The following is a 22,715-nucleotide window of genomic DNA, read 5'->3' as shown; positions in this document are numbered from 1 at the left end:
CAGGTTTAAGTCCGTCTTGCTTATCCAGTAAGAAACACCGGCACCCCTCACCCCGGCCCTCTCCCCTCCGAGGGGCGAGGGTGATGGCACTACTGACATTCTGTGGTGTTTCTTGTTGGAGTTCATTCCGGACCTAATCATCAGCCCTTCGCGTTGTTCACAGCGAAGCCCTTGGCGTAAGCTTCGAGATCACCCTTTGGATCGAACTTCACGCCATCGAACATCTCCCAACCGGAATCATCTTGGGCGCGATCAGTGACACCGATTTCCTTCATCGCCTCGGTGTAGATGTCGCCGCGCATGACTTGCTTGGCCACGCCATCGTAATCCGGCTTGCCCGTGACCATGCCCCAACGGCGGAACTGGGTGAGCCACCACTTGGCGTAGGACGGCTGCGGGAAGTTGCAGTTGCGCTTGCTGAAGTGCATGTAGAACTCATCCTGGATGGTGCGGCCGTCACCGTAGTCCATCTTGCCCTGCAAGCGGCCGAGGATGGTTTCCTTGTCGCAGTTGATGAAGTTCGGCTTGCTGACGATTTCGCATTGTTCCGGACGGTTGTTGAGATCATCCAGCCACACACTGGTGTCGTGCAGACCTTTGAGCACCGCCTTCACGGTCTTGGGATTCTTGGCCGCGAAATCGGCGGTAAAGGCGCAGACCTTCTCCGGGTGATCCTTCCAGATATCTTGCGTGGTGACAGAGGTGAAACCGATCTTGTCCGCGATGGAACGGGCGTTCCAAGGTTCACCCACGCAGAAGCCATCCATCTTACCGATCTTCATGTTGGCAACCATCTGTGCAGGCGGAATAGTGAGAAGTGAGATATCCTTGTCAGGATTGATGCCGCCCGCAGCAAGGTAGTAGCGCATCCACATGGCGTGCGTGCCAGGCGGGAAAGTCATGGCGAAAGACATCGGCTCACCGAGTTTCTTGGCCTTGTCTACAAAAGGTTTCAACGCTTTCGGATCGTTGCTGACCTTTCCTTTGAGCTCGGCCTTCAACGAGATCGCCTGACCATTACGGTTCACCAGCCAAGGAATGATCATCGGTTTCTTGGGGGAACCGAGCAGGCCCATCGTGGAGGCGATCGGCATGCCGATCAGCATGTGCGTCATCTGATTATCGCCGGAGGAAAGTGAATCGCGGATGGCGGCCCAGTTGGCACCCTTCGCGATCGTCACGTCCACACCATACTTTTTGAAGAAGCCTTTTTCAGATCCGACCACGAATGGCGAGCAATCCGTCAGGGCGATGATGCCGCATTTAAGTTTTGGAGTCTCCGGAGCATCACTGGCGTAGGTGCTGCCGACCCAGCCTTTGGGCAGGCCGGAGAACAAGGCGCCGAGCGTGAGGCCCTTGGCGGATACACCGAGGAATTTGCGGCGGCTGAGTGAGGAGTTGGTTGGCTTCTGTTTCATGTGTTCGTTAGCGGGTGTTTTTATTGGAGGCGATAGAGCCGGAAAGACGGCGGCGGGCGAGACTGGCAACGGCGGTCTCCAGCGCGGACTTGCCAAGGCCGCACTCGGAAGTCGTCAGGAGAATATGCGACCATCCGCGCGTGCGGTTCGTGCGCATCATCGGCCTGAGCAAGACGGTTGACTTCTCGGTCACCATGCCGCGCCTTTAAGCTCCCGGCATGCCAGCACCTCGAATGGCGTGCCACCAACGCCACACATTCTATCTCTCAAATTGATGAATGCGGCTCATGGACCACTTATCTGCCTTGAAACCAAAGCAGAACCGTATGAACAACCCATGAAGAGACGCAGGACGTTTGAATCACGAAACCATTTGACGTCTCGCGGAGAAGTACAGGAATGAACAGTTGCCAGAAACGATTTGGCGAAATTTAAGCAAAACAGTGATTTCGCAGCAGCACAGGGTGTAGAAAAATAAACTGCGAAGACCGTGAGGAAGCACTACTTGAGAAGCATAAAAAGCAGGATAATCACTGTAATCAGAAGGAAATAGAACCCGTATTTATAGAACTTCAACGGGTCGCGCTGGATCAGCGGCGTGTCGGCTTGATGGAAAGGACGCACTTTTTCAGGGTGTTCCAGATCAAACAGCATCTCGCTGTAATTGAGATACCGGTCTTTCGGCTCTATCGCGAGCGAATGTAACAATATCATGTCCAACCACTGCGGGATATGATGGTTGGTGGTAGAGGGAGGACGCACCTGGCGGAACACGGGAGTTTGAAACGGCTCCACCTCGCCGAAGGGTAAACGGCCGGTCAGTGCTTCATATAATGTGACACCGATCGCAAAGATCTCCGTGGTCTCACTGAGGGCGGCTCCGTGAAAGCGTTCAGGAGCTAAATAACTAGGAGTGCCAGCGCGACGGTTGAAGCTGAAGACTTCGGCGACGCTGCCGAGGTCGATGAGTTTGAAACGCATCTCCGCGCCGGTGCCGATGACGACGATGTTCTCTGGCTTAAGATCGCCATGAACGAAATCATGGCGGACGAGAAACTGAACTGCGTTCAGCAGGAAGACGCCCAAACGAACGGCTTCTTCCACGGCCAAGTCACCATGGTCTTTCAGATACTGCCGGAGGTTCGGGGCGTGGAGATATTCCTGCGCGTAGTAACAATAGGTGCAGGGATCTGGCAGAAAGGCGGTCGGAAAGTATTCTGCCTGCAATCGCGTGGCGTGCCATATCTCGCGGAGGAACTGGGCTTGCAAGGGCTCATTGGTCGCGGCTTCGACGGGGGCGAATTTAAGGACGTAGGAGTTGCCAGCACGGGAGGCAAGCCAGATGCGGTCGCTCTCGCGGAAGCTGCGGCGCAGGGTGAAGCCATCCACAAGGTCACCGGCTTTTAATTGTCCGGCGATGGGGAGGGATTCGGAGGCATCAGAGCAAGCGCCCGTTTCCATCACTTCTACGAGCACGGCGGAGATGTCGTCGAGTTGCTCGAGTGTGGCGCGTTCGCGGGCGGTGCTGGCCAGACTGCGGGCGGAGGATTGTTTGCCAAGAAGTTCAGTCAGCGCATCTTCCTTCAACACGTCACTGAGACCATCGGAGCTGAGCAGGACGAGATCACCTTTAGCGAGATCATGCACGGAATAATCCGGGGTGATCTCGCCGATCATGCCGAGGGCTTTGATGAGATGATGTTCGCAGCCGGGATTGGTATCGCGATGATCTTGGGTGATCTGGTGTAGCTTACCTTTGCGGAAGAGGTAGCAACGGGAATCACCCGCGTGGATGACGTGCAGGCGATTGCCATCGAGCAAGGCGGCGACAATCGTAGTGCCCAGCTCGGATTGTCCGAAGCGCGCCTGGCCTTCTTGATACAGAAGGCGGTTCAGTTGGCGGGTGATCTCTTCCAGCACTTTCGCGAGCGGCCATGCGCGCGGGCGGCTGGCGAAATGGGTGGTGAAGGCGCTGGTGACGCGTTGTGCGGCTTCACGACCGTGGCGGGCGGAACCCATGCCATCGGCGAGGACGGCGAGGAAGAGGCCATCGGGATAGGTCTCCGAGGTGACGGAGTCATCGGGCGGAGCGGCTTCGTCTTTGCTGATGACGAAGGCGGTGGCGTGGACGCGCAGACGGGTGGCGGCCAGAGGCTTCGTTGCATTGGGGACGGTAAGGGGCATTTTAATACTAAAGGTCCGTGCTTAAAAATATCTGTGCTTTACGGCAATACGGGCACCCCTCACCCCGGCCCTCTCCCCTCCGAGGGGCGAGGGAAATAGTGAGCGACTTAGCCTATCATAAGCTTCCCGACCATTCGCTCGCAGGCATTTTAAATGCGGGCAGCGGATTGGGCGCCCCAGGTTGTGCGCCAGCGTTTCTTGACCAGTTGCAGGCCGACGAGCGCCACGAGGCAGAGGACGGCGAAGCTGGTGAAGCCGATGATATAGCTGCCGGTCTGGCCTTTGGAATAACCAAGTGCCAGCGCAAGGAGGAAGCCGCCAAGACCACCACCCGCACCGACCAAGCCGCTCATGGTGCCGAGATCGCGACTGAAACGCTGGGGCAGAAGTTGGAACACTGCGCCATTGCCACAACCTAAGGTTCCTGCGGCGAGGAAGAAGAAGAGGACGTTCAGCCAGAGGTTATGCACCATCACGCCGCAGACGAGGAAGATGGCGGCGAAGACGTAAACGAAGTGCAGCGAGCGGATGCCGCCGATGCGATCGGCGAGCGCGCCACCGATGGGTCGTGCCAAGGCACCCACGGCGATGCTGAGGGCGGCGAAGTCACCGGCTTGAATTTTAGAAAGCTGATATTCGTTGTGGAAATACATGACGAGCGAGTAAGCCAACCCGCTGAAGCCGCCGAAGGTAACGGTGTAGAAGAAGCAGAACCAGTGTGTGTCTTTATCGCGCAGGAGCGTGACGTAATCGGAGAGCGTCTTGGGCTTCACTTTGCCGGGCGGCTCTTTGGACATCACGATGTAAACGATGAGCACGAGCACGGCGGGGATAAGGGCGAGAGCGAACACAGCTTGCCAGCCGTAGGCTTCTGCGAGACGCGGAGCGATGAGGGAATCCAGCACGACACCGATGTTACCTGCGCCTGCGAGACCAAGCACGGTGCCTTGCATGTGAGGTGGATACCAACGACCGCTCTGCGGCAATGCCACAGCGAAGCTCGCACCGGCGAAGCCGAGGTTGAAGCCCATGAGCAGAATCGCAGGATAGGAGTTCAAGCCCACAAGCCATGCATACACCAGACCGGCGATGACGATACATTGGGCGAGGATGCCGGTATTCTTCGCGCCGATGCGGTCCACGAGCAAGCCGAGGGCGATGCGGAGAATCGCGCCGCCCAAGCTGGGGATGGCGACCATGAGGCCGACCTGTTGCTGATTCAGCTTGAGGGCCTCGGCGATGTGCGCGCTGAGCGGGCCGAGGAGCGTCCACACCATGAAACTGAAGTCAAAGTAGAGGAAGGCCGCGAAAAGTGTGGGCCAATGACCGTTTTTCTTAATTTCAGAGAGATTCATTCGTTTTGTTCATGGAGAAAAGCGTGAGAAACCCCTATACGGGTTAGTGGCCATTTTACCGGCCATCTCTGCTTGATTGCTTAATTACACGACGAGTGGCTGGTTACCGGCGTTGGCGATGGAGAGCGGACGGCGGCATTCAGAGAACATCTGATGCCCTTCTTCGTAGAGGTCCTGACGGAATACTTTGCTGGCAGTGCTGCGGACAATGCCATCCGGTTGTGTAGCCATGCCGCTGTGGATGAGGTGATTGATGACCCACGCGGCCTTGTCCATGGAGGGCTCATTCGCACCATGGCGGTGGAACACCAAGAAATCTGTGGTTGGACGCGTGCGGCCGTAACCGCAATCGAACGTGGAGGTCAGGCTTTGCCGAAGATTCTGCGCGGGGACGTTCAGATAGACGGGGCGCGAGAGGATGTTCACGAGTTCATCACGGTGCTCGGGATTGTCGCAGTAATCACAGGCTTCGAGCATGGCGGCGACGAGGCGGGTGTGTTCATCCGCGTGGTGGTCGATGAATTCCTTGCGCACCATGAGAACTTTCTCGGGGTGGTTCGGAGCGAGTTCCGCACTGGTGGTCACGCACCAGCCGATACCCGCGCGCACAGCGACGGAGTTCCACGGTTCACCGACGCAATAGCCATCTAAGTTACCGGCCCGGAGATTGGCGAACATCTGCGGCGGGGGGACGACGACGATATGTACGTCCTTATCCGGATCGATGCGACCGCTGCGAAGCCATTGGCGCAGGAGGAAATTGTGCGAGGAGAAAGGATAGACGACGCCGAAGGTGTAGGTGCGTTCTCCGCGATCGCGATCAATGACCTGCTTCAAGGTGCGAGCATCGCGGACGCCGCGTTCGTAGAGATCCTTTGAGAGCGTGATAGCGTTGCCGTGGAGGTTCAGGACGAGGGCGGTAGCGCATTCGCAGACGATGGAGCCGAGGCCGAGCGTGGCAGCGAAGGGCATTCCGGCGACGGCATGGGCGGCATCCAGCTCACCATAGATGACCTTATCCCGGATGGTGGCCCAGCCTGGTTCGCGGGAAAGTTCCACGTTCAGATCGTAACGCGCGAAGAAGCCTTTCTCCTGCGCGACGAGGAATGGCGCGCAGTCGATCAGCGGCACATAGCCGATTTTTAGCCGCTTCACGTTACGCTGGGACCGGTTACGAATGGTCATAAAAGGTGTCACAAATTGCTCACCGGCGGTCTGTGTAGCCTTCTGCGTGCCAGTTTTTGGAAGTTGGCCCAATGAATGCTCTGAATTGTTTCGATGAAGAGCATGAACCAGTTTCATCCATGAACCAGCCGCTCGATAGCCGCCAATTAAGGGCCTTTGTGACCCTTGCCAGAACGGGAAGCTTCACGCTTGCCGCCAAAGAACTGTTCCTATCCCAGTCCGCCGTCAGTCATTCTATGAAGGCTTTGGAGAATGATGTAGGGTGTAGACTTTTTGACAGGGTGGGCAAAAAAGTTTCCCTGACGCTCGCAGGTGAACAACTTCTGCAGTACGCGGAAAAAATACTACAGGAGATGAATAGCGCGCGGGATTCGCTGGAAAATCTCGGCAAATGGGGCCGGAGCCGGTTGCGTCTCGGAGCCAGCACGACGGCGTGCCAATACGTGCTGCCATCGGTGTTGCGGGAGTTCAAGGAGAGCTTCCCGGATTGTATCGTGACGATCGAGCCGGGTGATTCCCCTGCCCTCGTGGAGATGATCCGCAATCATCGTGTGGATTTGGCCCTCACACTTGAGCCGAAACTGGATGAGCAACTTTCTTTTCATCCGCTTTTCCATGATGAGCTGATGTTTCTGGTGAGTCCGTTGCATCCGTGGGCGGCGAAGAACCAGGTGAACCGGTTGGAGATACCGAAGCAGAATTACATCCTGTACAATCGTCATAGTTACACCTTCGGTGCGGTGGATGAATATTTTGCTCAGGAAGGTTATGAGCTGAAGACGTTCATGCAGCTCGGCAGCATGGAGGCGATCAAGGAACTGGTGAAGTTGGGCTTGGGCATCAGCGTGCTGGCACCGTGGATCGCGCAGAAAGAAATCCAGGAGCGTTCACTGGTGGCGTTGCCACTGGGTCGTCGCAAGCTGAAACGGAACTGGGGCGTGCTGCAGTGGAAGAGCCGTCACCTGAGTCTCGCAGAGCAGACGTTTTTGGGATTGTGCGAATCGGTGACGGAGGAGCTATCCAGGAAAATCGCGATCTCGGAAGGTGTCAGTGTTGGGGAGGCGGCTTAGCATCTCATATTTTCAGGGTTGTCTCGGGTCAAAGCAGGTCTATCTTAAAGCCCGATGACCCCTGTTCGTGAGTTGTACCAAAAGCCATGGGCGTATTGTGCCTATGGGGTGCTGTGCTGGCTTTTGCTGAGCGTCGCCACGCTGCGTGCAGATGAGTATGACACAGTGCGGCAGAAGTGGTTCGATACGATGGTGGGAGCGGGTTATGATCCACTGGATCCGATCATCGCGCCGAAGCTGACGAGCATCGCGAACGGGGCTAATTCCAACTGGTCGAGCATGGATAAGTCCCCTACCCGCACTTATCTGTGGAGTGATCTGGCTAGTTCCACGGTTTCTGCGAACATCACCAGTTCCTACGGACGACTGCGCTCGATGGCGCTCGCCTATGCTACTCCCGGTTGCTCGCTCCAAGGTAATGCCACGTTGCTCGCCGATCTCCTCAGTGCGTTGGATTGGATGCATGCCAATTATTACAACTCCACGAAGGTCATCTACGATAACTGGTGGGATTTCGAGATCGGCACGCCGATGCACCTCACGGACATCGCCGTATTGCTCTATGACCAGCTGAGTTCCACCCAGCTTTCCAATTACATGGGGGCGGTGGAGAAGTTCACGCCTTCGGCGACGACGCAGGCAACGGGAGGCAGCACAGGGACTTTTACGGGGGCGAACCGGATGTGGAAGATCCGCGTGGTGGCGGTACGCGGAACGGTGGTGAAGGATGGAGCGAAACTGATCGCAGCGCGGGATGCGTTCAGCGCACTTTTTCCGTATGTGACGAGCGGGGATGGTTTCTATACGGATGGTTCTTTCCTGCAACACGCGACGCATCCTTACACCGCGGGGTATGGGGCCAGCCTGTTGGGGACTATTGCACCGGTGATGAATCTGCTGGCGGGTTCTACGTGGGAAGTGACGGATCCTTTGAAGGAGAATGTGTATCGCTGGGTTTTCGATTCGTTCGAGCCGATCATCTATCGCGGAGCTGCGTGGGATCTGGTGCGCGGACGGGAGGCGGGACGATCTGGAGCGAATGCGCAGGCAACGGGACATTCGATGATCGATTCCATCATGCAGGTGGCGCAGTTCGCCCCGGCAGCGGATGCGGCGCGGATGAAGAGCATGATCAAGGAATGGGCGTTGAGTGATACGGTGCGGGATTTTGTGAGCAACCGTCCGCTGCCCACGATCAAAATGGCGCAGACCTTGATGAATGATGGAGATATCGTACGGCGTGGTGAATTGATCACGCATTTCACGTTCCCGGAGATGGATCGTGTGGTGCATCTGGGGGCGGGTTATGGTTTCGGGTTGAGCATGAGTTCTACCCGGATCGCGAATTTTGAATCGATCAACGGGGAAAATCTCAAGGGCTGGTATACGGGTGATGGCATGACGATTCTCTATAATTCCGACCTGCTCCAGTATGGGGATAATTATTGGGCGACGATCGATGCGTATCGCTTGCCCGGCGTGACGGTGGATGTGACGAAGAGCAAGCTGCCGCATCAAACGGCGTCCATCGGACCGCGCGCGCAGGGGCAGAACACGCTCTCGCCACATAACTGGGTGGGTGGCGCGACGCTGGATAAATTTGGCGCGGCTGGGATGCAGTTCAAGGGCGTAGCGGTGACGCTGACGGGGAAGAAATCGTGGTTCATGTTCGATGATGAGATCGTGTGTCTCGGTGCGGGCATCACGAGCACGGATGGGCGGCCAATTGAGACGACGGTAGAGAATCGCAAGATCTCCAGCACAGGAGCGAATGCGTTCACGGTGAATGACACAAAGCTGCCGTCTTCACTTGGGTGGACTGATACACTAGGCGGCACTGCTTGGGCGCACCTCGCAGGACATGTCGGGGGCGATGACATCGGTTATTATTTCCCGCAAGCCACGGAAATCAGAGCGGTACGGGAGGCGCGGACGGGTGCAATCTCAGATATTGATGATGGTGGCTCCACCACGCCGATCACGCGGAACTATCTGCGGATGACGTTAGATCATGGCTCGAACCCATTAGACGCAACCTACCAATACGTACTGCTCCCCGGACGCTCGGCCAGACACACGAAAACTTACGCCCAATATCCGCAGGTCATCGTGTTGACGAACACCGGAAATATGCAAGCCGTGCAGGAAACGACACTGGGCATCACGGCGGCAAATTTCTGGACGGATACGACCCGCACGGTGGGTGGCATCACAGCGAACAAAAAGTGCTCGGTGCTGGTGCGCGAAGACGGTGCATTCATCGACGTGGCGGTCAGTGACCCTACGCAGGCGAATACCGGAACCATCAAGCTGCAAATCGCCAAGGTCGGCACATGCATCAGCGCAGATCCGAGCATCAGCCTAGACCCCCTATCGCACACGATCGACATGACGATCAACGTGAACGGCTCAAACGGGAAAACGTTCAAGGCTCGGTTTTATCGTGGTGAACCGCAGCTCGTGACCATCCCCGCGGAGGCGGATACTTACACATACGATAACGATGCCAACAAAGATTCGAATTACGGCAATGCCTCCAATCTTGTCATCAAGAAGAGCGGCGCCGGGTTTAACCGTGAGGCTTACGTTCGTTTCAATATACCCGATGTCGGCGGCATCATGTTCAGCTTGTCGATGGGGCTCTACTGTCTGCAGGCGAGTTCGCCTGGAGTGCATGGAGTTTATCTGGTGCCAGATACGAGCTGGTCGGAAACAGCGGTCACCTGGAACAACGCTCCCGCTGCAACAGGTCCGGCATTGGCGACCTGGACACCGGTTTCTGCCGCCACCCTAGTTTTCGGTTTCGGCAAGACGATAACCAATACCGGGCCCATATCTTTCAAGATTTCTGCCACCACACAGACAGCGGATGGTTATGTGTCTTACGCCTCGAGCGAAAACAGCCTCACCTCAAATGGACCTCACCTCACTCTGGCAGTGGGGCACACTCCACCTGAGGTCAAAATCACGAGCCCAACAGATGGAGCGTATCATCCGCAAGCCGGACCAGTAACTATCACGGCGAATGCCATCGCGACGGATGGGGCGGTGACGGAGGTGAGGTTTTACAACGGAGCCACTTTGTTGGGCACGGATAACAACGGTGTACCTTATGAATTGGCGACGAGCCTTCCGGGCGGGCAACATCAACTCACGGCTGTGGCGATGGATGCGAATGGGTTGAGCCGCACGAGTCTGGTGCATCATGTGGAGGTTTCTTATGCGCCCAATGCGATCAGCACCACGGTTACAACTCCCCAGAGCACGGTGGTGGACGTGGACTTGCGCACGCTGGTGAGTGATGTGGAGACGCCGACGGCACAATTGCGCTTCGCCGTGAGCGCGCCGCAGAATGGCACGGTGACGCTGCTGGCGGATGGTTACACGGCGCGGTTCACGCCGACGGCAGGTTACAATGGCCCGGCGAATTTCACTTACATGGTGAAGGATAAGTCGCACGGAGAGAACGCGCTGTTCCTCTATGATTTCCAAACGGGCAATGCCACGGATACGACGGGGCAAGGGCGGGAGGCGACGGTGACGGTCGTAGGGACAGGGAGCGCGGCTTATACGTCCGATGTGCCGACGATCTTTGCACCGCAAGCGGGGCAAAGCATTTATCTGACGGAGAATGGCACGGCGGGAGCGGCGCGATTGGAGCGGGCGCTGACGACGACGGAGGTGGACTTGAAGAATGGGGATTGGACGATCGGTGGGTGGTTCAAACGGGCGAGCACGGCGAATATCGATTTCATCGTGCAGGTGGGTGAATCGGGCGGTTACGGGAACAGCGCGATGACGTTGGGTTATTATGGCACGGGCAACACGTTGGAGCTGCGTAACTACAATAACGCGACGCAGGACGTGGGCATCACGAAGGCGAACGTGGCGGCGAATGTGTGGCATCACTTCGCCATCGTGCGAAATAGCGGCACGCTGAGTCTGTATGTGGATGGGACGTTGGCGGGGAGCGATAATGCGTTCGCGTTCAGTTTCGATAATAGCAAGACGGTGCGCTTTGGCGGAGTCAGCACGTCCACAAGCAGTGCGATGTGGGATCGTTGGTGGAAAGGTCCGCTGGCGGATCTGGCGATGTTCAACACGGCGTTCAGCGCGAGTGAGGTGACGAAGCTGGCTGGATTGCCAACAGCTTACTTCGCGGGGCAATCGGGGACGAACACGGTGAATGTCACGGTGTTCAGTCCGCTGGAGAGCTGGCGGATCGAGAACTTCGGTTCTGCGAGCAATAATGATGCAGGGGATGCAGATGGCGATGGTTTCACAAACGCGCAGGAGTATGTGCTGGGGACGAATCCGCAGACGGGTGATGCGGAACGGATGTCCCCTGCCCTCGCGGGTGGGATGGTGAATTTCAGTTTCACCGCGGTGAAGGCGGAAGGTGTGGCGTATGCGGGGCTGACACGGCGTTATACGGTGGAGTATGCGACGGAGTTCGGGAATCCCACGGTGTGGACGGCGGTAACGGGGTACGTTGATATCGTGGGGAATAATCAGGCGGTGGCGGTGAGTTTGCCTGCAAGTGGAGAGCGGAGGTTTTATCGGGTGAAGGTGGTGTTGGGGCTTTAACCACAGATGGAATGCAACTCAGACAGCACCATGCCGTTTTGCAGCTTACAGTCGATTGCTTTTGACTCTCAATCCCCTGAGTGCATCATCCCGATTGAACAAACTGCAGCTAACCACTGCTTTCCAAGAGGGATATGGACAAAGGTGCTCATTTCTATAAATGCGATTTTCAGGTTCACACGCCAAGAGATTCACAGTGGTCTGGAACTGAAGCGATAACACCAGAAGAACGACAAGCCTATGCGAAAGAGCTTATCCAAGCTTGTCGAGATAAAGGTCTGCATGCAATCGCGATAACGGACCATCACGATTTCGTTTTCTACCCTTACATACGAACTGCAGCAAAAGAGGAAATCGCCCCCGATGGTCAACCATTTCCCGAGGAGGAAAAAATCATTGTTTTTCCCGGAGTAGAACTGACACTTTCATCTCCTCCCTGCCAAGTCATAGTTATTTTAGACGCGCATTTCGACGAATCCAAACTAAACGACGTTTTAACCGTTCTGACAATTGCGCAGGTTGATCCCTCCAAAAGTAAGCTCCCATCCGTCACATCAGTGTCACCAACTTCAATCACCGGGCTCAACAACCTTGAAGAAACACTCAACCAACACCTGTGGCTAAAAGGCAAGTTCACGATTCTTCCGAATGTCACTTCTGAAGGCTACAAAACAATTTTTCGAGATGGATTCACCAAGCACTATCAGGAAATGAGGTGTGTGGGTGGTTATATTGATGGAGATTACGCCAAATCCAAAACCGGCCATAAAAACATCTTTGAAGGCCGCCAAATTAACAATGGCTTCAAAGCACTTGCTGTCTTCCAAACTTCCGATAACCGTGACCGCAACCATTTTGAACTAGGAGTGCCAAGCACATATGTAAAATGGTCAGTACCGACTGCGGAGGCACTGCGGCAAGCATGCCTGGCAAAACAATCACGGCTATCCCATAACGAACCAGCACTGCCTAGCATTTGGGTAACATATCTAAAGGTTTCCAACTCAAAATTCCTTGGAAAAATTGATCTCCATCTAAATCAGCAACTGAATGCAATTATCGGCGGCAGGGGAACCGGGAAATCCACCATCCTTGAGTACCTACGATGGGGACTATGCGATCAATCTATTGAGAGTGAAGAAATTGATGTCGTTCAAACCAAGAGAAAAAATCTTATCGACAACACGCTTCAAAAGGTCGATGGCGAAGTAACTGTAGGATTCTATCTAAATGGAGTACACCATGCAGTCCGGAGAGATTCGAAGAAAAACGAAATTTTCCTCCAAATCGGAAGCAGCGATTTCAGTCCAGCCACTGAGCAGCAAATCCGCAGCCTGCTTCCGATTCAGGCTTACAGCCAAAAACAACTCAGCAGTGTGGGAGTGCGTGTCGATGAATTAAAACGATTCGTTGAGCTACCAATAAAGCAGAAACTCGACGACATTCGCTCGGAATTGAGAAATACAGCAGCGAATATGCGCGCCGCATACGGGCATTCAATTCGAATGAGCGAAATTGAAGTAGAAGTTCAAAAAAACAATGTCGAAATCACCTCTCTCTCAGAGCAGCTAACAGCTTTACGCAATAGTCTTAAGGGACTTTCTGAGGAAGATCAAAAACTGATCAACTTAAAATCGAAATACGACCTCGAAGAAGGCTTAATTGAAGGACTCCACAACAAGCTCGCAATTGCCAAAAGCAATATTGAACTACTTGTAGATTCGTTCAATGAAACAGAACAGAAAAACGACCCTCCCGAAGACATTGAAAACAAAGAAGCGATCAGACAGGTCCAAGAGAAGTTCAATGCAAAATTTCTGGAAATAGAATCAGCAGTGACATCCTTGTCCAATCTACTCAGTCCGCAATCTCTAGTTGAAATAAACGAATCCGTAAGCATCTGGGAAAATCTACGTGAGGAGTTCATTAAAAAGTACGAGGAAACTAAAACGAAAGCGAATGACAACAAACTTCAACTGCAACAAATCCAAACGCTAGAGCAGCGGATTGCTCTCCTGCGAAAACAGCAAACCGAAAAACAAAACGCTCTAACAACCTTAGGAGACCCCAAAGCAACTTATGTAACTCTTCGAAAATATTGGGACGAATTGCACACCAGAAAACTCGCAGAACTTAAAAGCCAATGCACTCAATTTACCGATCTTTCCGATGGGCTTATCAAAGCAGACCTTAGTAAAGGCTTGGACACATTCAAGTTAACCCAAAAGCTGAAACAGGCATTCATTGGAATGATTGTCCGAGAAGAAAAGCTCGATAGAGCCTGTCAAGGCATCCTAAATTCCACTGACCCATTCTCCGAGTGGAACACCATACTGACGGACCTTGAACATTTAGCTAAGCACTCAAACGAAGCCTCTACCGCACTACCAAATACGCCCACACTCGACAAATACGGCTTCATTGAAAGTGAAAAATCCAGAATTGGCTCAATGTTCGACTCTTCAAAATGGCTAGAGCTGTCAGTAACCGAACTCGAGTTCAATCCAAAATTTCATTACTGTTCCAACAAAAAAACAAACGAATACATAGATTTCAAAGATGCCTCTGCCGGGCAACAAGCCACTGCACTGTTAACAGTTTTACTCAATCAAACAGGTGCTCCACTGATAATAGATCAACCCGAAGACGACATTGATAGCCGAATGGTCAGGGATATTGTGGAACTTGTTTGGAAAGCCAAATGCCGGCGTCAACTTGTTTTCGCGAGCCATAGTGCAAACTTTGTAGTAAACGGCGATGCTGAGTTGGTTGTTTGCTGTGACTATGTAAAGACTGGTGACCAGACAAAAGGTATTGTTAAAGCCGTCGGCGCAATCGACAGCGAATCAATCAAAGAGGAAATCACGTCAGTAACAGAAGGAGGCAAGGAAGCATTCAAACTCCGTATGGAAAAATACGGATTCTAAAATGGTGCGCGAGAAAGGACTTGAACCTTCACCCCTTACGGGACCAGATCCTAAGTCTGGCGCGTCTGCCATTTCGCCACTCGCGCATCCGCTGGGAAGGAAGGTGCCTCTTCGGGGAGGGAGTTTCAAGTTTTCAGTGTTCAGTTTTCAGCCGGTTGCACCGGAGGCCAGAAGGTTTCTGGTTTCTGGTTTTGAGTTTCGAGTTTTGAGCATCTGGGACGCGGAGGGGGAATTTTTCAACCGAATGGGGTCAAGCGAATGAAGAAATTGTCTCAGGTTTCAGATTTAATGTTTCAGGTCCAGATTAACCGCGAAACACGCGAACTACGCGAAAACGGGGCGGATTTGTTTACTTAGTAAATTTGGCGGGCGTGGTTTAGGCTGGGAATTAAGAAATTATCGGTTGAATTTTCCTCTTTCGCAACAGGTTGGGAGAAATGTCGCTGTGGGATAACAGATTTCGGTGGTTTGAGTGGTTGGTATGATGGATAGTGGGATTGCTGACAACTCGTTGTCGGTAAAGGAAGGGCCGAAGGCCAAGTTTCTGGTTCCTAGTTTTGAGTTTCGAGTTAGGGACACGAAAGGCTGAAATCCCCGCTGAATGATTCAATGGAATCGTTTGGGCAATCCTTATGGGACCGTCAGGAAAGGGGCGAGGTGTGAGGTGGGAAGTGCGAAAAGCGCTTTTAGCTTCGAAGTCTCTGCTCTGAAGTTCGGTGGGGCAGTCGTGTGAAATAGTCAGGGCTCGTCGGGAGCCTCGCCCTACCATGTTTCAGGATCTGTGGGTGTATCGGGTGCTGGATCAGGGCTCGTAAGCTGGAGGGTGAAGTGGACGTCGGGCGGTGTAGGATTTTATGACCGCCCGGGGAATCTATCAGTAGCCACTGCGGAACCGGCCGGGTCTTGGACGGCGCTAGAGTCTGGCCTCCCTGTGAGGAGGAGCCATAGGCCAGATACATCAACAGGAATCGGATGGTTTCATTGCTCTTTGACATAGTTCCTGAGACTGGCTGTAAAGCTGTCTTGAGGCCGTCTGCTGGTCTGAATGGGCCAGGGCGTTGTTGTGGCTCGGTCACGTATCTTTTTATTGATATGCTCCCTCGCCACGCCTAGCCCTGTCCCATTCATCCGGCGCAGCCGACCTCAACCCAGCTTTCCAGACAGTCTCCGCCTTTGTGGAAATGAAGGTGTTTTGGAGTGGCTGGCGAGGGTCGGATCCGGGAGGTGCAGACTGGTAGCTAGAGTGCCGCAGGACAGGATGCTATCGAGAAGAGGGAGCATCAAGCAGACGAGACGGGAAGGCCGCTTCGGGGGAATGAAGAATTAGGAAGCCGAAGTTCGGCCTCCCAAGAATGAAGAAAGGGACGGGGGAAAATAGGTCTTATGGGTCCGATGGGACTAATAGGGCTTATGGGATAGGAAACCGCCTGAAGGCGGAACTCTTACGCGGCTACAGTTGCGAGCGGAAGGGAGTTGTTATGACTTCCATGACGCGGCGGTGGAAGGGGCGTTTCTTCCAGATCTCGTAGGTGACTTCGTCGGTCTTGGCTTTGTCGGCTTCGAAGATCTTCACCTGTTCGGCGGCGAAGGCAGCGGAGTAAATGTTCATGTTGGATTCGTCGTTCAGGCGGAAGGAGCGGTTGTCCACATTGGCAGAGCCGACGGAGACCCAGATGTCGTCCACGATCATGAGCTTGGTGTGGAACATGGTGGGTTGATACTCGTAGAACTTCGCACCAGCGCGGAGGAGCGGTCCCCAGTGGCCGCGGGAAACGTGGCGGACGAAGGGGACATCGGTGTTCGAGCCGGGGACGATGAACTCGACTTTCACGCCGCGTTCGCAGGCGCGGAGCAAGGCTTCCTCAGTGCCTTCACCGGGCACGAAGTACGGGGTGCAGATGCGGATGCTGTGGCGCGCGGAATCAATGGAGAGCAGAAACATCATGCGAACACTCTCGACGTTATCGCGCGGGGAGCTGCCGAAGACCTGGACGAGTTGATCGCCAGCTGGCTTGAGCTCAGGGAAATAATCTTCTCCGGCGAGGACTTCGGCGGCTGCCTTCTTCCAATTGTCCATGAAGACGGCTTGCATCTGGCCGACGGCGGGGCCTTCGAGTTGGAACATGGTGTCGCGCCATTCGCCGGGATGCTCAGCATTACCAAGCCAGACATCCGCGATGCCCGCGCCGCCGGTGAAGCCGATCTTGCCATCGACGATGAGGAGCTTTCGGTGATCGCGGTGATTGACACGAAGCACGCGCCAAGGGAGGAGCGGATTATACTTCACCACTTGCACACCAGCGGCACGCATGCGGATGAAGTGACCGGAAACAATCTCGCCGGAGCCCCACCAATCCACCAGCACACGGACGCGAACCCCCTGCTCTGCCTTCTGAATGAGCAAGTCAGCGAATTCCTCACCAATGTCCCCAGACCAATAAATATAGGTTTCCAGGTTGATAGATTTTTCGGCTTTTTTTACCGCATCGATCATGGCGGGAAAAATCCGGTCACCATTCACAAGGCTGGTGACTTTGTTGCTGGCGAGCAAACCGGGGCCGGTGAGGTAACTCAACGAACGGAGGAATTGTGGACTGCCGGCGGCGTGCGAAGGCTCGATGCGGTATTTGACGCGTTTGGCAAAATAGGACGTGCAGCCGGACGCAAACGTCAGGCAAAGCAGCAGGACCAATGAACGGAACAACTTCATCAGAGGGGTGAAGTGTGGAAGACGGGGGGAAAGTGGAAAGGGAAAAATGGAGGACACGGAAAGGGACGCGAATAAACGTAGGCAGGTATTGTCTCGAGAGAAACCTCTTGGCGCGCTCACCCCTCACCCTTGCCCCTCTCCCCATTGAGGGGAGAGGGAGAACATTTGTTGCCTGCTCTCGAAATCGAACCATTATCGGTTCACGAAAATATCCTTAGAAACACGAGCGGGCTACGCCGCCATCGACGCGGAGGGCGGCGCCGTTGATGCCGGAGGCGTTCGGGCTGCAGACGAAGGTGACGAGGGCCGCGATCTCTTCAGGGGTCTCGAAGCGTTTCAGCAACGAGCTGGGGCGGACGGTTTGGAAGAATTCTTTCTCGAATTCAGCGAAGGGTTTGCCACCGCTGAGTTCTTTCACGAATTCCTCCACGCCTGCAGAGCGCGTAGGGCCGGGCAAAACGGAGTTCACGGTGACAGCGGTGCCCGCGCAGGATTCGGCGAGGCCACGGGAGACAGCGAGTTGGGCGGTCTTCGTCATGCCGTAGTGGATCATCTCCACGGGGATCTGCAGGCCGCTCTCGCTGCTGATGAAGATGATGCGGCCCCAGTTGCGCTGCTTCATGCCAGTCAAGTAAGCGCGGCTCAGGCGGACGCCGCTTAGGACGTTCACCTCGAAGAAGCGGCGCCAGTCGTCATCGGGGATTTCCTCGAACGGTTTCGGCTCGAAGATGCCGAGGTTGTTCACGAGGATTTCGACATGAGGAAACTTCTTCACCAAGGCTTCGGCGGCTTCCGCAGTGGCGAGGTCGCCGGTGAAGCTCTCGATGAGGGCGTTGGGAACGGCCTTCTTGAGTTCCACGATGGCTTCGGCGACGGATTTCTCCGAGCGGCCATTCAAGATGACGCGAGCGCCTTCGCGGGCGAGATCGGTGGCGATGGCAAAGCCGATGCCCTTGGTGGAGCCGGTGACTAGAGCGAGTTTACCCGTGAGTCGTAAATCCATGGGCCGATACTAGTGCAGGAGGTGCGCCAGTGCAAATGGGATGGAAAACAATGGAAAACGCTACGTCGGACGCTCACTTACTGCCGGCTGGAATCCGGCAGCACGGGCTTAGCGCTTAGTCGACCTACTAACTAAGCCTCCTGTTTCACAAGCGCCTTGTTCAGCGTCTCGGCCAGTTCGTCATTGGAGAACGGCTTGGAGAGGGCGAAATTGGCTCCAAGTTGTTTGGCGACCTTCAACAAATCCTTCATGTGGATGCGGCCACCGGCGGACATGGCGATGATGATGACGCTCGGATAACGGCGCCGGAATTCCTGGATGATCTCCAAGCCCTCTTTTTCGGGCATGATAAGATCGGTAAGCAGCACGTCAGCCAAAAACTTCTTTTGCAAGTCGAGGGCCACCTTGCCGTTCGGCGCCTCTTCTACATCATATCCCATCTGCTCCAGGGTCATGACCAGAGCATTGCGGAGTACGTCGTTATCATCCGCTACTAATATCTTTGCCATACTACGTCCATCTGCTGTTCGGTTTGCCTGCCATCTTTGCCTCTTTCCCAGCTTCCGTGCATGGGTTGACCACCCCATATTTCCAATTAACGGGAGGTTGAGATGGTATACCGTAAACCACATTTCCATGTCTGCAAGCAGCTCAGCCATAAAGTTCTTCCTTTGCCTTGATTCCCCGGCTGCCGTATAAAGGCGGGCCGATTTCAAAGTATGAGTTCAGCATCCGGAACAGCCATGAAGAAAGCAGCCAAAGCAGCGGAAGAGACAGCAGTAGCGGGACCGAAGCCCTTCAAGAAATTGATGGCGGCGAATCGCTCGGAGATCGCCATCCGCATTTTCCGTGCAGCGACCGAACTCGGCCTGCGCACGGTGGCCGTGTATGCGCAGGAGGACCGCTTCTGCATGCACCGTTTCAAGGCGGATGAATCCTACCTCGTGGGCCAGGGCAAAGGGCCCGTGGCGGCTTACTTGGACATCGACGGCATCGTGGCCCTCGCCAAGGAAAAAGGCGTGGAGGCGATCCACCCCGGTTACGGCTTCCTGAGCGAGAATCCGGCGTTTGCCCGCGCTTGTGCGAAGGCGGGAATCACGTTCGTCGGGCCACGTCCTGAGTTGCTCGAGATGATGGGTGACAAGACCGCTGCCCGTGCGCTGGCGCAAAAGATCGGCGTGCCAGTGCTGCAAGGAACGGAAGAGCCCATCTCGGATCGTGACGAGGCGTTGAAGCTGGCGAAGCAGATCGGTTTCCCGCTCATCATCAAGGCCGCCTTCGGCGGTGGCGGTCGCGGTATGCGCGTGGTGCTGAAGGCCGGCGATCTCGCGAATCTTTTGGATGAAGCGCAGGCGGAAGCGGGTCGCGCGTTCGGCAATCCGGCCGTGTTCCTCGAGAAATACATACCCCGCGCTAAGCACATCGAGGTGCAGATCCTCGGCGACCAGCACGGCAATGTCATCCACCTACACGAGCGCGATTGCTCGGTGCAGCGTCGTCACCAGAAGGTTGTGGAAGTCGCGCCGAGCTTTGGCCTGCCGGAGCATGTCATCAAAGACCTTTGCGATGCCGCCGCCCGCATGGCCCGCGAGATCAAGTATGACAACGCGGGCACGGTGGAATTCCTCTACGATCTGGACAAGCACGAGTGGTTCTTCATCGAGATGAACCCGCGCATCCAGGTGGAGCACACGGTCACGGAAGTCATCACGGGCATCGACCTTGTGCGTGCGCAGATGCTCATCGCGCAGGGCTACAGCCTGCACTCCCGCGAGATCGGTTTGCCGGGGCAGAACGAGATTCCGCGCAACGGTTACGCTATCCAATGCCGCGTGACCACGGAAGATCCGGAGAACAAGTTCATGCCGGATTACGGCAAGATCCTCGCGTATCGTTCACCCGGTGGTTTCGGCATCCGTCTGGATGGCGGCATGGGTTACAGCGGAGCGGTCATCACGCCGTTCTACGACTCCATGCTCGTGAAGGTCATCGCCAGCGGCCGCACGTATGACATCGCGATGGATCGCATGGATCGCGCGCTATCCGAATTCCGCATCCGCGGCGTGAAGACGAACATACCCTTCCTGGAAAACGTCATCCGCCACACGCAGTTCCAGACGGGTCAAGCCACGACGACGCTCATTGATACGACGCCTGAGCTGTTCGCGTTCAAACTCAAGCGCGATCGCGCCACGAAGATCCTGAACTTCCTCGGCAACGTCATCGTGAACGGCAACCCGCATGCGAAGGGTTACAAGCCCACGAAGCTCATCGAACTCGCGCCTTCACCAACCTTCGAGCGCACACAAGTGATTCCGAAAGGCACACGCGATCTCTTGCTGGAACTCGGGCCGAAGAAATTTGCGGAATGGACGTTGAAGCAAAAGCGCCTGCTCGTCACGGACACGACGTTCCGCGATGCACATCAATCCCTCATGGCCACGCGCGTGCGCAGCTATGACATGCTCGCTTGCTCGGATGCCCTCGCCCGCCGTTTGGGCGATGTGAAGACAGGCTTGTTCTCCCTGGAGATGTGGGGCGGTGCGACGTTCGATACGTCCATGCGCTTCCTGAATGAAGACCCGTGGGAACGCTTGCGCGATCTGCGCACGAAGATCCCGAACATCTGTTTCCAGATGCTTTTCCGCGGCTCGAACGCCGTGGGTTACAGCAATTACCCGGAGAATGTCGTGGCTGGTTTCGTTAAGCACGCGGCAGCTTCCGGCATGGACATCTTCCGTATCTTCGATTCGCTGAACTATCTGCCGAATCTCAAGGTGGCGATGGAATCCGTGCAGGACACGCACGCGATCTGCGAAGCGGCGATCTGCTACACCGGCGACATCCTCGATGAGAAGCGCGACAAGTATTCGCTCAAGTATTACGTGAAGCTCGCGAAGGAGCTGGAGAAGATGGGCGCGCATTTCCTCGCCATCAAGGACATGGCGGGCCTGTGCCGTCCGTTCGCGGCGAAGAAGCTCGTGAAGGCGCTGCGCGAAGAAGTCGGCATGCCGATTCACTTCCACACGCATGACACGGCAGGCACGCAATCCGCCGCGATCTTGAACGCCAGTGAAGCGGGTGTGGACATCGTGGATCTCGCGATGGCTTCTATGTCCGGCAGCACCTCGCAGCCGAACTTGAACTCCACCGTGGCCGCACTGCAACACACCACGCGCGATACGTTGTTGAACATCGATGCGTTGAACGAATTCTCTGATTACTGGGAAAAGGTGCGCGAGTATTACACGCCGTTCGATACCGCGCCGAAGACTGGCAGTGCGGAAGTGTATCTGCACGAGATGCCCGGCGGCCAATACACGAACCTCAAGGAACAGGCCGCCAGCATGGGTGTTTCGCATCGTTGGCCGGAGATCGCCCGCACGTATGCAGAAGTGAACCAACTCTTCGGCGACATCGTGAAGGTGACGCCGAGCAGCAAGGTCGTGGGTGATATGGCCCTCTTCCTGTTCAGCCGTGGTATCAAGCCCGCAGACGTCGTGAATCTCGAACCCGGCGCGACGCCGTTCCCCGAGAGCGTGATCGACATGCTCAGTGGCGGTTTGGGTTGGCCGGAAGGCGGCTTCCCCGCCGATGTCTCGCGCGTGGTGCTCGGTGAAAAGCGTTACGCCGAAGCGAAGAAGAATTACGAGAAGGGCGTGGTGCCCGGTGCCGTCGCCACACCCGCGAACTTCGACAAGATCCGCAAGGAACTCGCCGAGAAGCTCAAACGCGAAGTCACGGAAGACGACGTGTTCAGCTACCTGATGTATCCGCAGGTGTTCACGGACTTCGCCAAGCATGCGCGCGAATATAGCGATGTGAGCGTGCTACCCACACCGTCCTTCTACTACGGCCTGCGCCGTGGCGAAGAGATCTCGGTGAGCATCGAAGAAGGCAAGACGCTCGTCGTGAAACTCGTGAACGTGAGCGAGCCGGACAAAGACGGTCGCCGCACAGTGACGTATGAATTGAACGGCCAGACGCGCGAAGCGTATGTGCAGGACAAGAAGGTCGCGCCCTCGAGCAAGACGCGCAGCAAGGCAGACATCAGCGATCCGTCGCAAGTCGGCGCACCGATCCCGGGCCTCGTGGCCGCCATCTCCGTGACCGTTGGCCAGAAGATTGCCAAGGGCGACAAGCTCCTGATGATGGAAGCGATGAAGATGCAGACCACCGTGACCTCGCCAGTGGACGGCGTGGTGGACGCCATTCATGCGCAAGTCGGCGAGACCGTGGAGAGCAAGGATCTGCTGATCAAGCTGCGAGCATGACG

Annotated in this window: 12 protein-coding genes and 1 tRNA gene; 4 read left to right on the top strand and 9 right to left on the bottom strand. The window is 55.5% G+C overall.

Annotated features, from left to right (window positions below):
* Positions 1-140: 140 nt before the first annotated feature.
* From VGH19_05895 to VGH19_05875, 5 genes are all read right to left on the bottom strand, one after another.
* Complete coding sequence (locus VGH19_05895; protein HEY1170884.1) at positions 141-1,418, bottom strand: CmpA/NrtA family ABC transporter substrate-binding protein; 1,278 nt, start codon at positions 1,416-1,418, stop codon at positions 141-143.
* Positions 1,419-1,425: 7 nt separating this feature from the next.
* The gene (locus VGH19_05890; protein HEY1170883.1) at positions 1,426-1,614 is read right to left on the bottom strand and encodes a hypothetical protein; all 189 of its coding nucleotides are present in this window, start codon (positions 1,612-1,614) and stop codon (positions 1,426-1,428) included.
* Positions 1,615-1,919: 305 nt separating this feature from the next.
* Positions 1,920-3,602: a protein phosphatase 2C domain-containing protein gene (locus VGH19_05885; GenBank protein HEY1170882.1), complete on the bottom strand. Its 1,683-nt coding sequence runs from the start codon at positions 3,600-3,602 to the stop codon at positions 1,920-1,922.
* Positions 3,603-3,751: 149 nt separating this feature from the next.
* Positions 3,752-4,957, bottom strand: a complete 1,206-nt coding sequence (locus VGH19_05880; protein ID HEY1170881.1) for an MFS transporter — start codon at positions 4,955-4,957, stop codon at positions 3,752-3,754.
* An 84-nt stretch (positions 4,958-5,041) separates the two neighbouring features.
* Positions 5,042-6,142 (bottom strand): CmpA/NrtA family ABC transporter substrate-binding protein, encoded by a 1,101-nt coding sequence (locus VGH19_05875; GenBank protein ID HEY1170880.1) that lies wholly within the window; start codon positions 6,140-6,142, stop codon positions 5,042-5,044.
* A gap of 71 nt (positions 6,143-6,213) precedes the next feature.
* On the opposite strand from VGH19_05875, the gene VGH19_05870 reads away from it, so the two are divergent.
* The 3 genes from VGH19_05870 to VGH19_05860 all read left to right on the top strand — a co-directional run bounded on the left by VGH19_05870 (position 6,214) and on the right by VGH19_05860 (position 14,726).
* Positions 6,214-7,212, top strand: coding sequence for a LysR family transcriptional regulator (locus tag VGH19_05870; protein ID HEY1170879.1), 999 nt, complete (start codon positions 6,214-6,216; stop codon positions 7,210-7,212).
* Positions 7,213-7,266: 54 nt separating this feature from the next.
* On the top strand, positions 7,267-11,799 hold the full coding sequence (locus tag VGH19_05865; protein HEY1170878.1) for a polysaccharide lyase family 8 super-sandwich domain-containing protein: 4,533 nt from the start codon (positions 7,267-7,269) through the stop codon (positions 11,797-11,799).
* 134 nt (positions 11,800-11,933) lie between these two features.
* Positions 11,934-14,726 carry an AAA family ATPase gene (locus VGH19_05860; protein ID HEY1170877.1) on the top strand — a complete coding sequence of 931 codons (2,793 nt, stop codon included), beginning with the start codon at positions 11,934-11,936 and terminating at the stop codon, positions 14,724-14,726.
* A gap of 2 nt (positions 14,727-14,728) precedes the next feature.
* Here VGH19_05860 and VGH19_05855 read toward each other — a convergent pair.
* The 4 genes from VGH19_05855 to VGH19_05840 all read right to left on the bottom strand — a co-directional run bounded on the left by VGH19_05855 (position 14,729) and on the right by VGH19_05840 (position 18,948).
* Positions 14,729-14,812: transfer RNA gene (locus VGH19_05855), tRNA-Leu, on the bottom strand.
* A 1,364-nt stretch (positions 14,813-16,176) separates the two neighbouring features.
* Entirely contained in the window at positions 16,177-17,436 is a 1,260-nt protein-coding gene (cls, locus tag VGH19_05850; protein ID HEY1170876.1) for a cardiolipin synthase, read from the bottom strand.
* A gap of 214 nt (positions 17,437-17,650) precedes the next feature.
* The gene (locus VGH19_05845; protein ID HEY1170875.1) at positions 17,651-18,439 is read right to left on the bottom strand and encodes an SDR family oxidoreductase; all 789 of its coding nucleotides are present in this window, start codon (positions 18,437-18,439) and stop codon (positions 17,651-17,653) included.
* A 131-nt stretch (positions 18,440-18,570) separates the two neighbouring features.
* Positions 18,571-18,948 (bottom strand): response regulator, encoded by a 378-nt coding sequence (locus tag VGH19_05840; protein HEY1170874.1) that lies wholly within the window; start codon positions 18,946-18,948, stop codon positions 18,571-18,573.
* Between the two features lie 234 nt (positions 18,949-19,182).
* Here VGH19_05840 and VGH19_05835 point away from each other — a divergent pair, with 234 nt between their 5' ends.
* Entirely contained in the window at positions 19,183-22,713 is a 3,531-nt protein-coding gene (locus VGH19_05835) for a pyruvate carboxylase (protein ID HEY1170873.1), read from the top strand.
* The last annotated feature ends 2 nt before the right edge of the window (positions 22,714-22,715 follow it).

This window comes from Verrucomicrobiia bacterium, assembly GCA_036405135.1.
Classification (GTDB): domain Bacteria; phylum Verrucomicrobiota; class Verrucomicrobiia; order Limisphaerales; family JAEYXS01; genus JAEYXS01.
The sequence above is the reverse complement of the archived record's forward strand: the minus strand, read 5'-3'. Positions and strand labels throughout refer to the sequence as shown.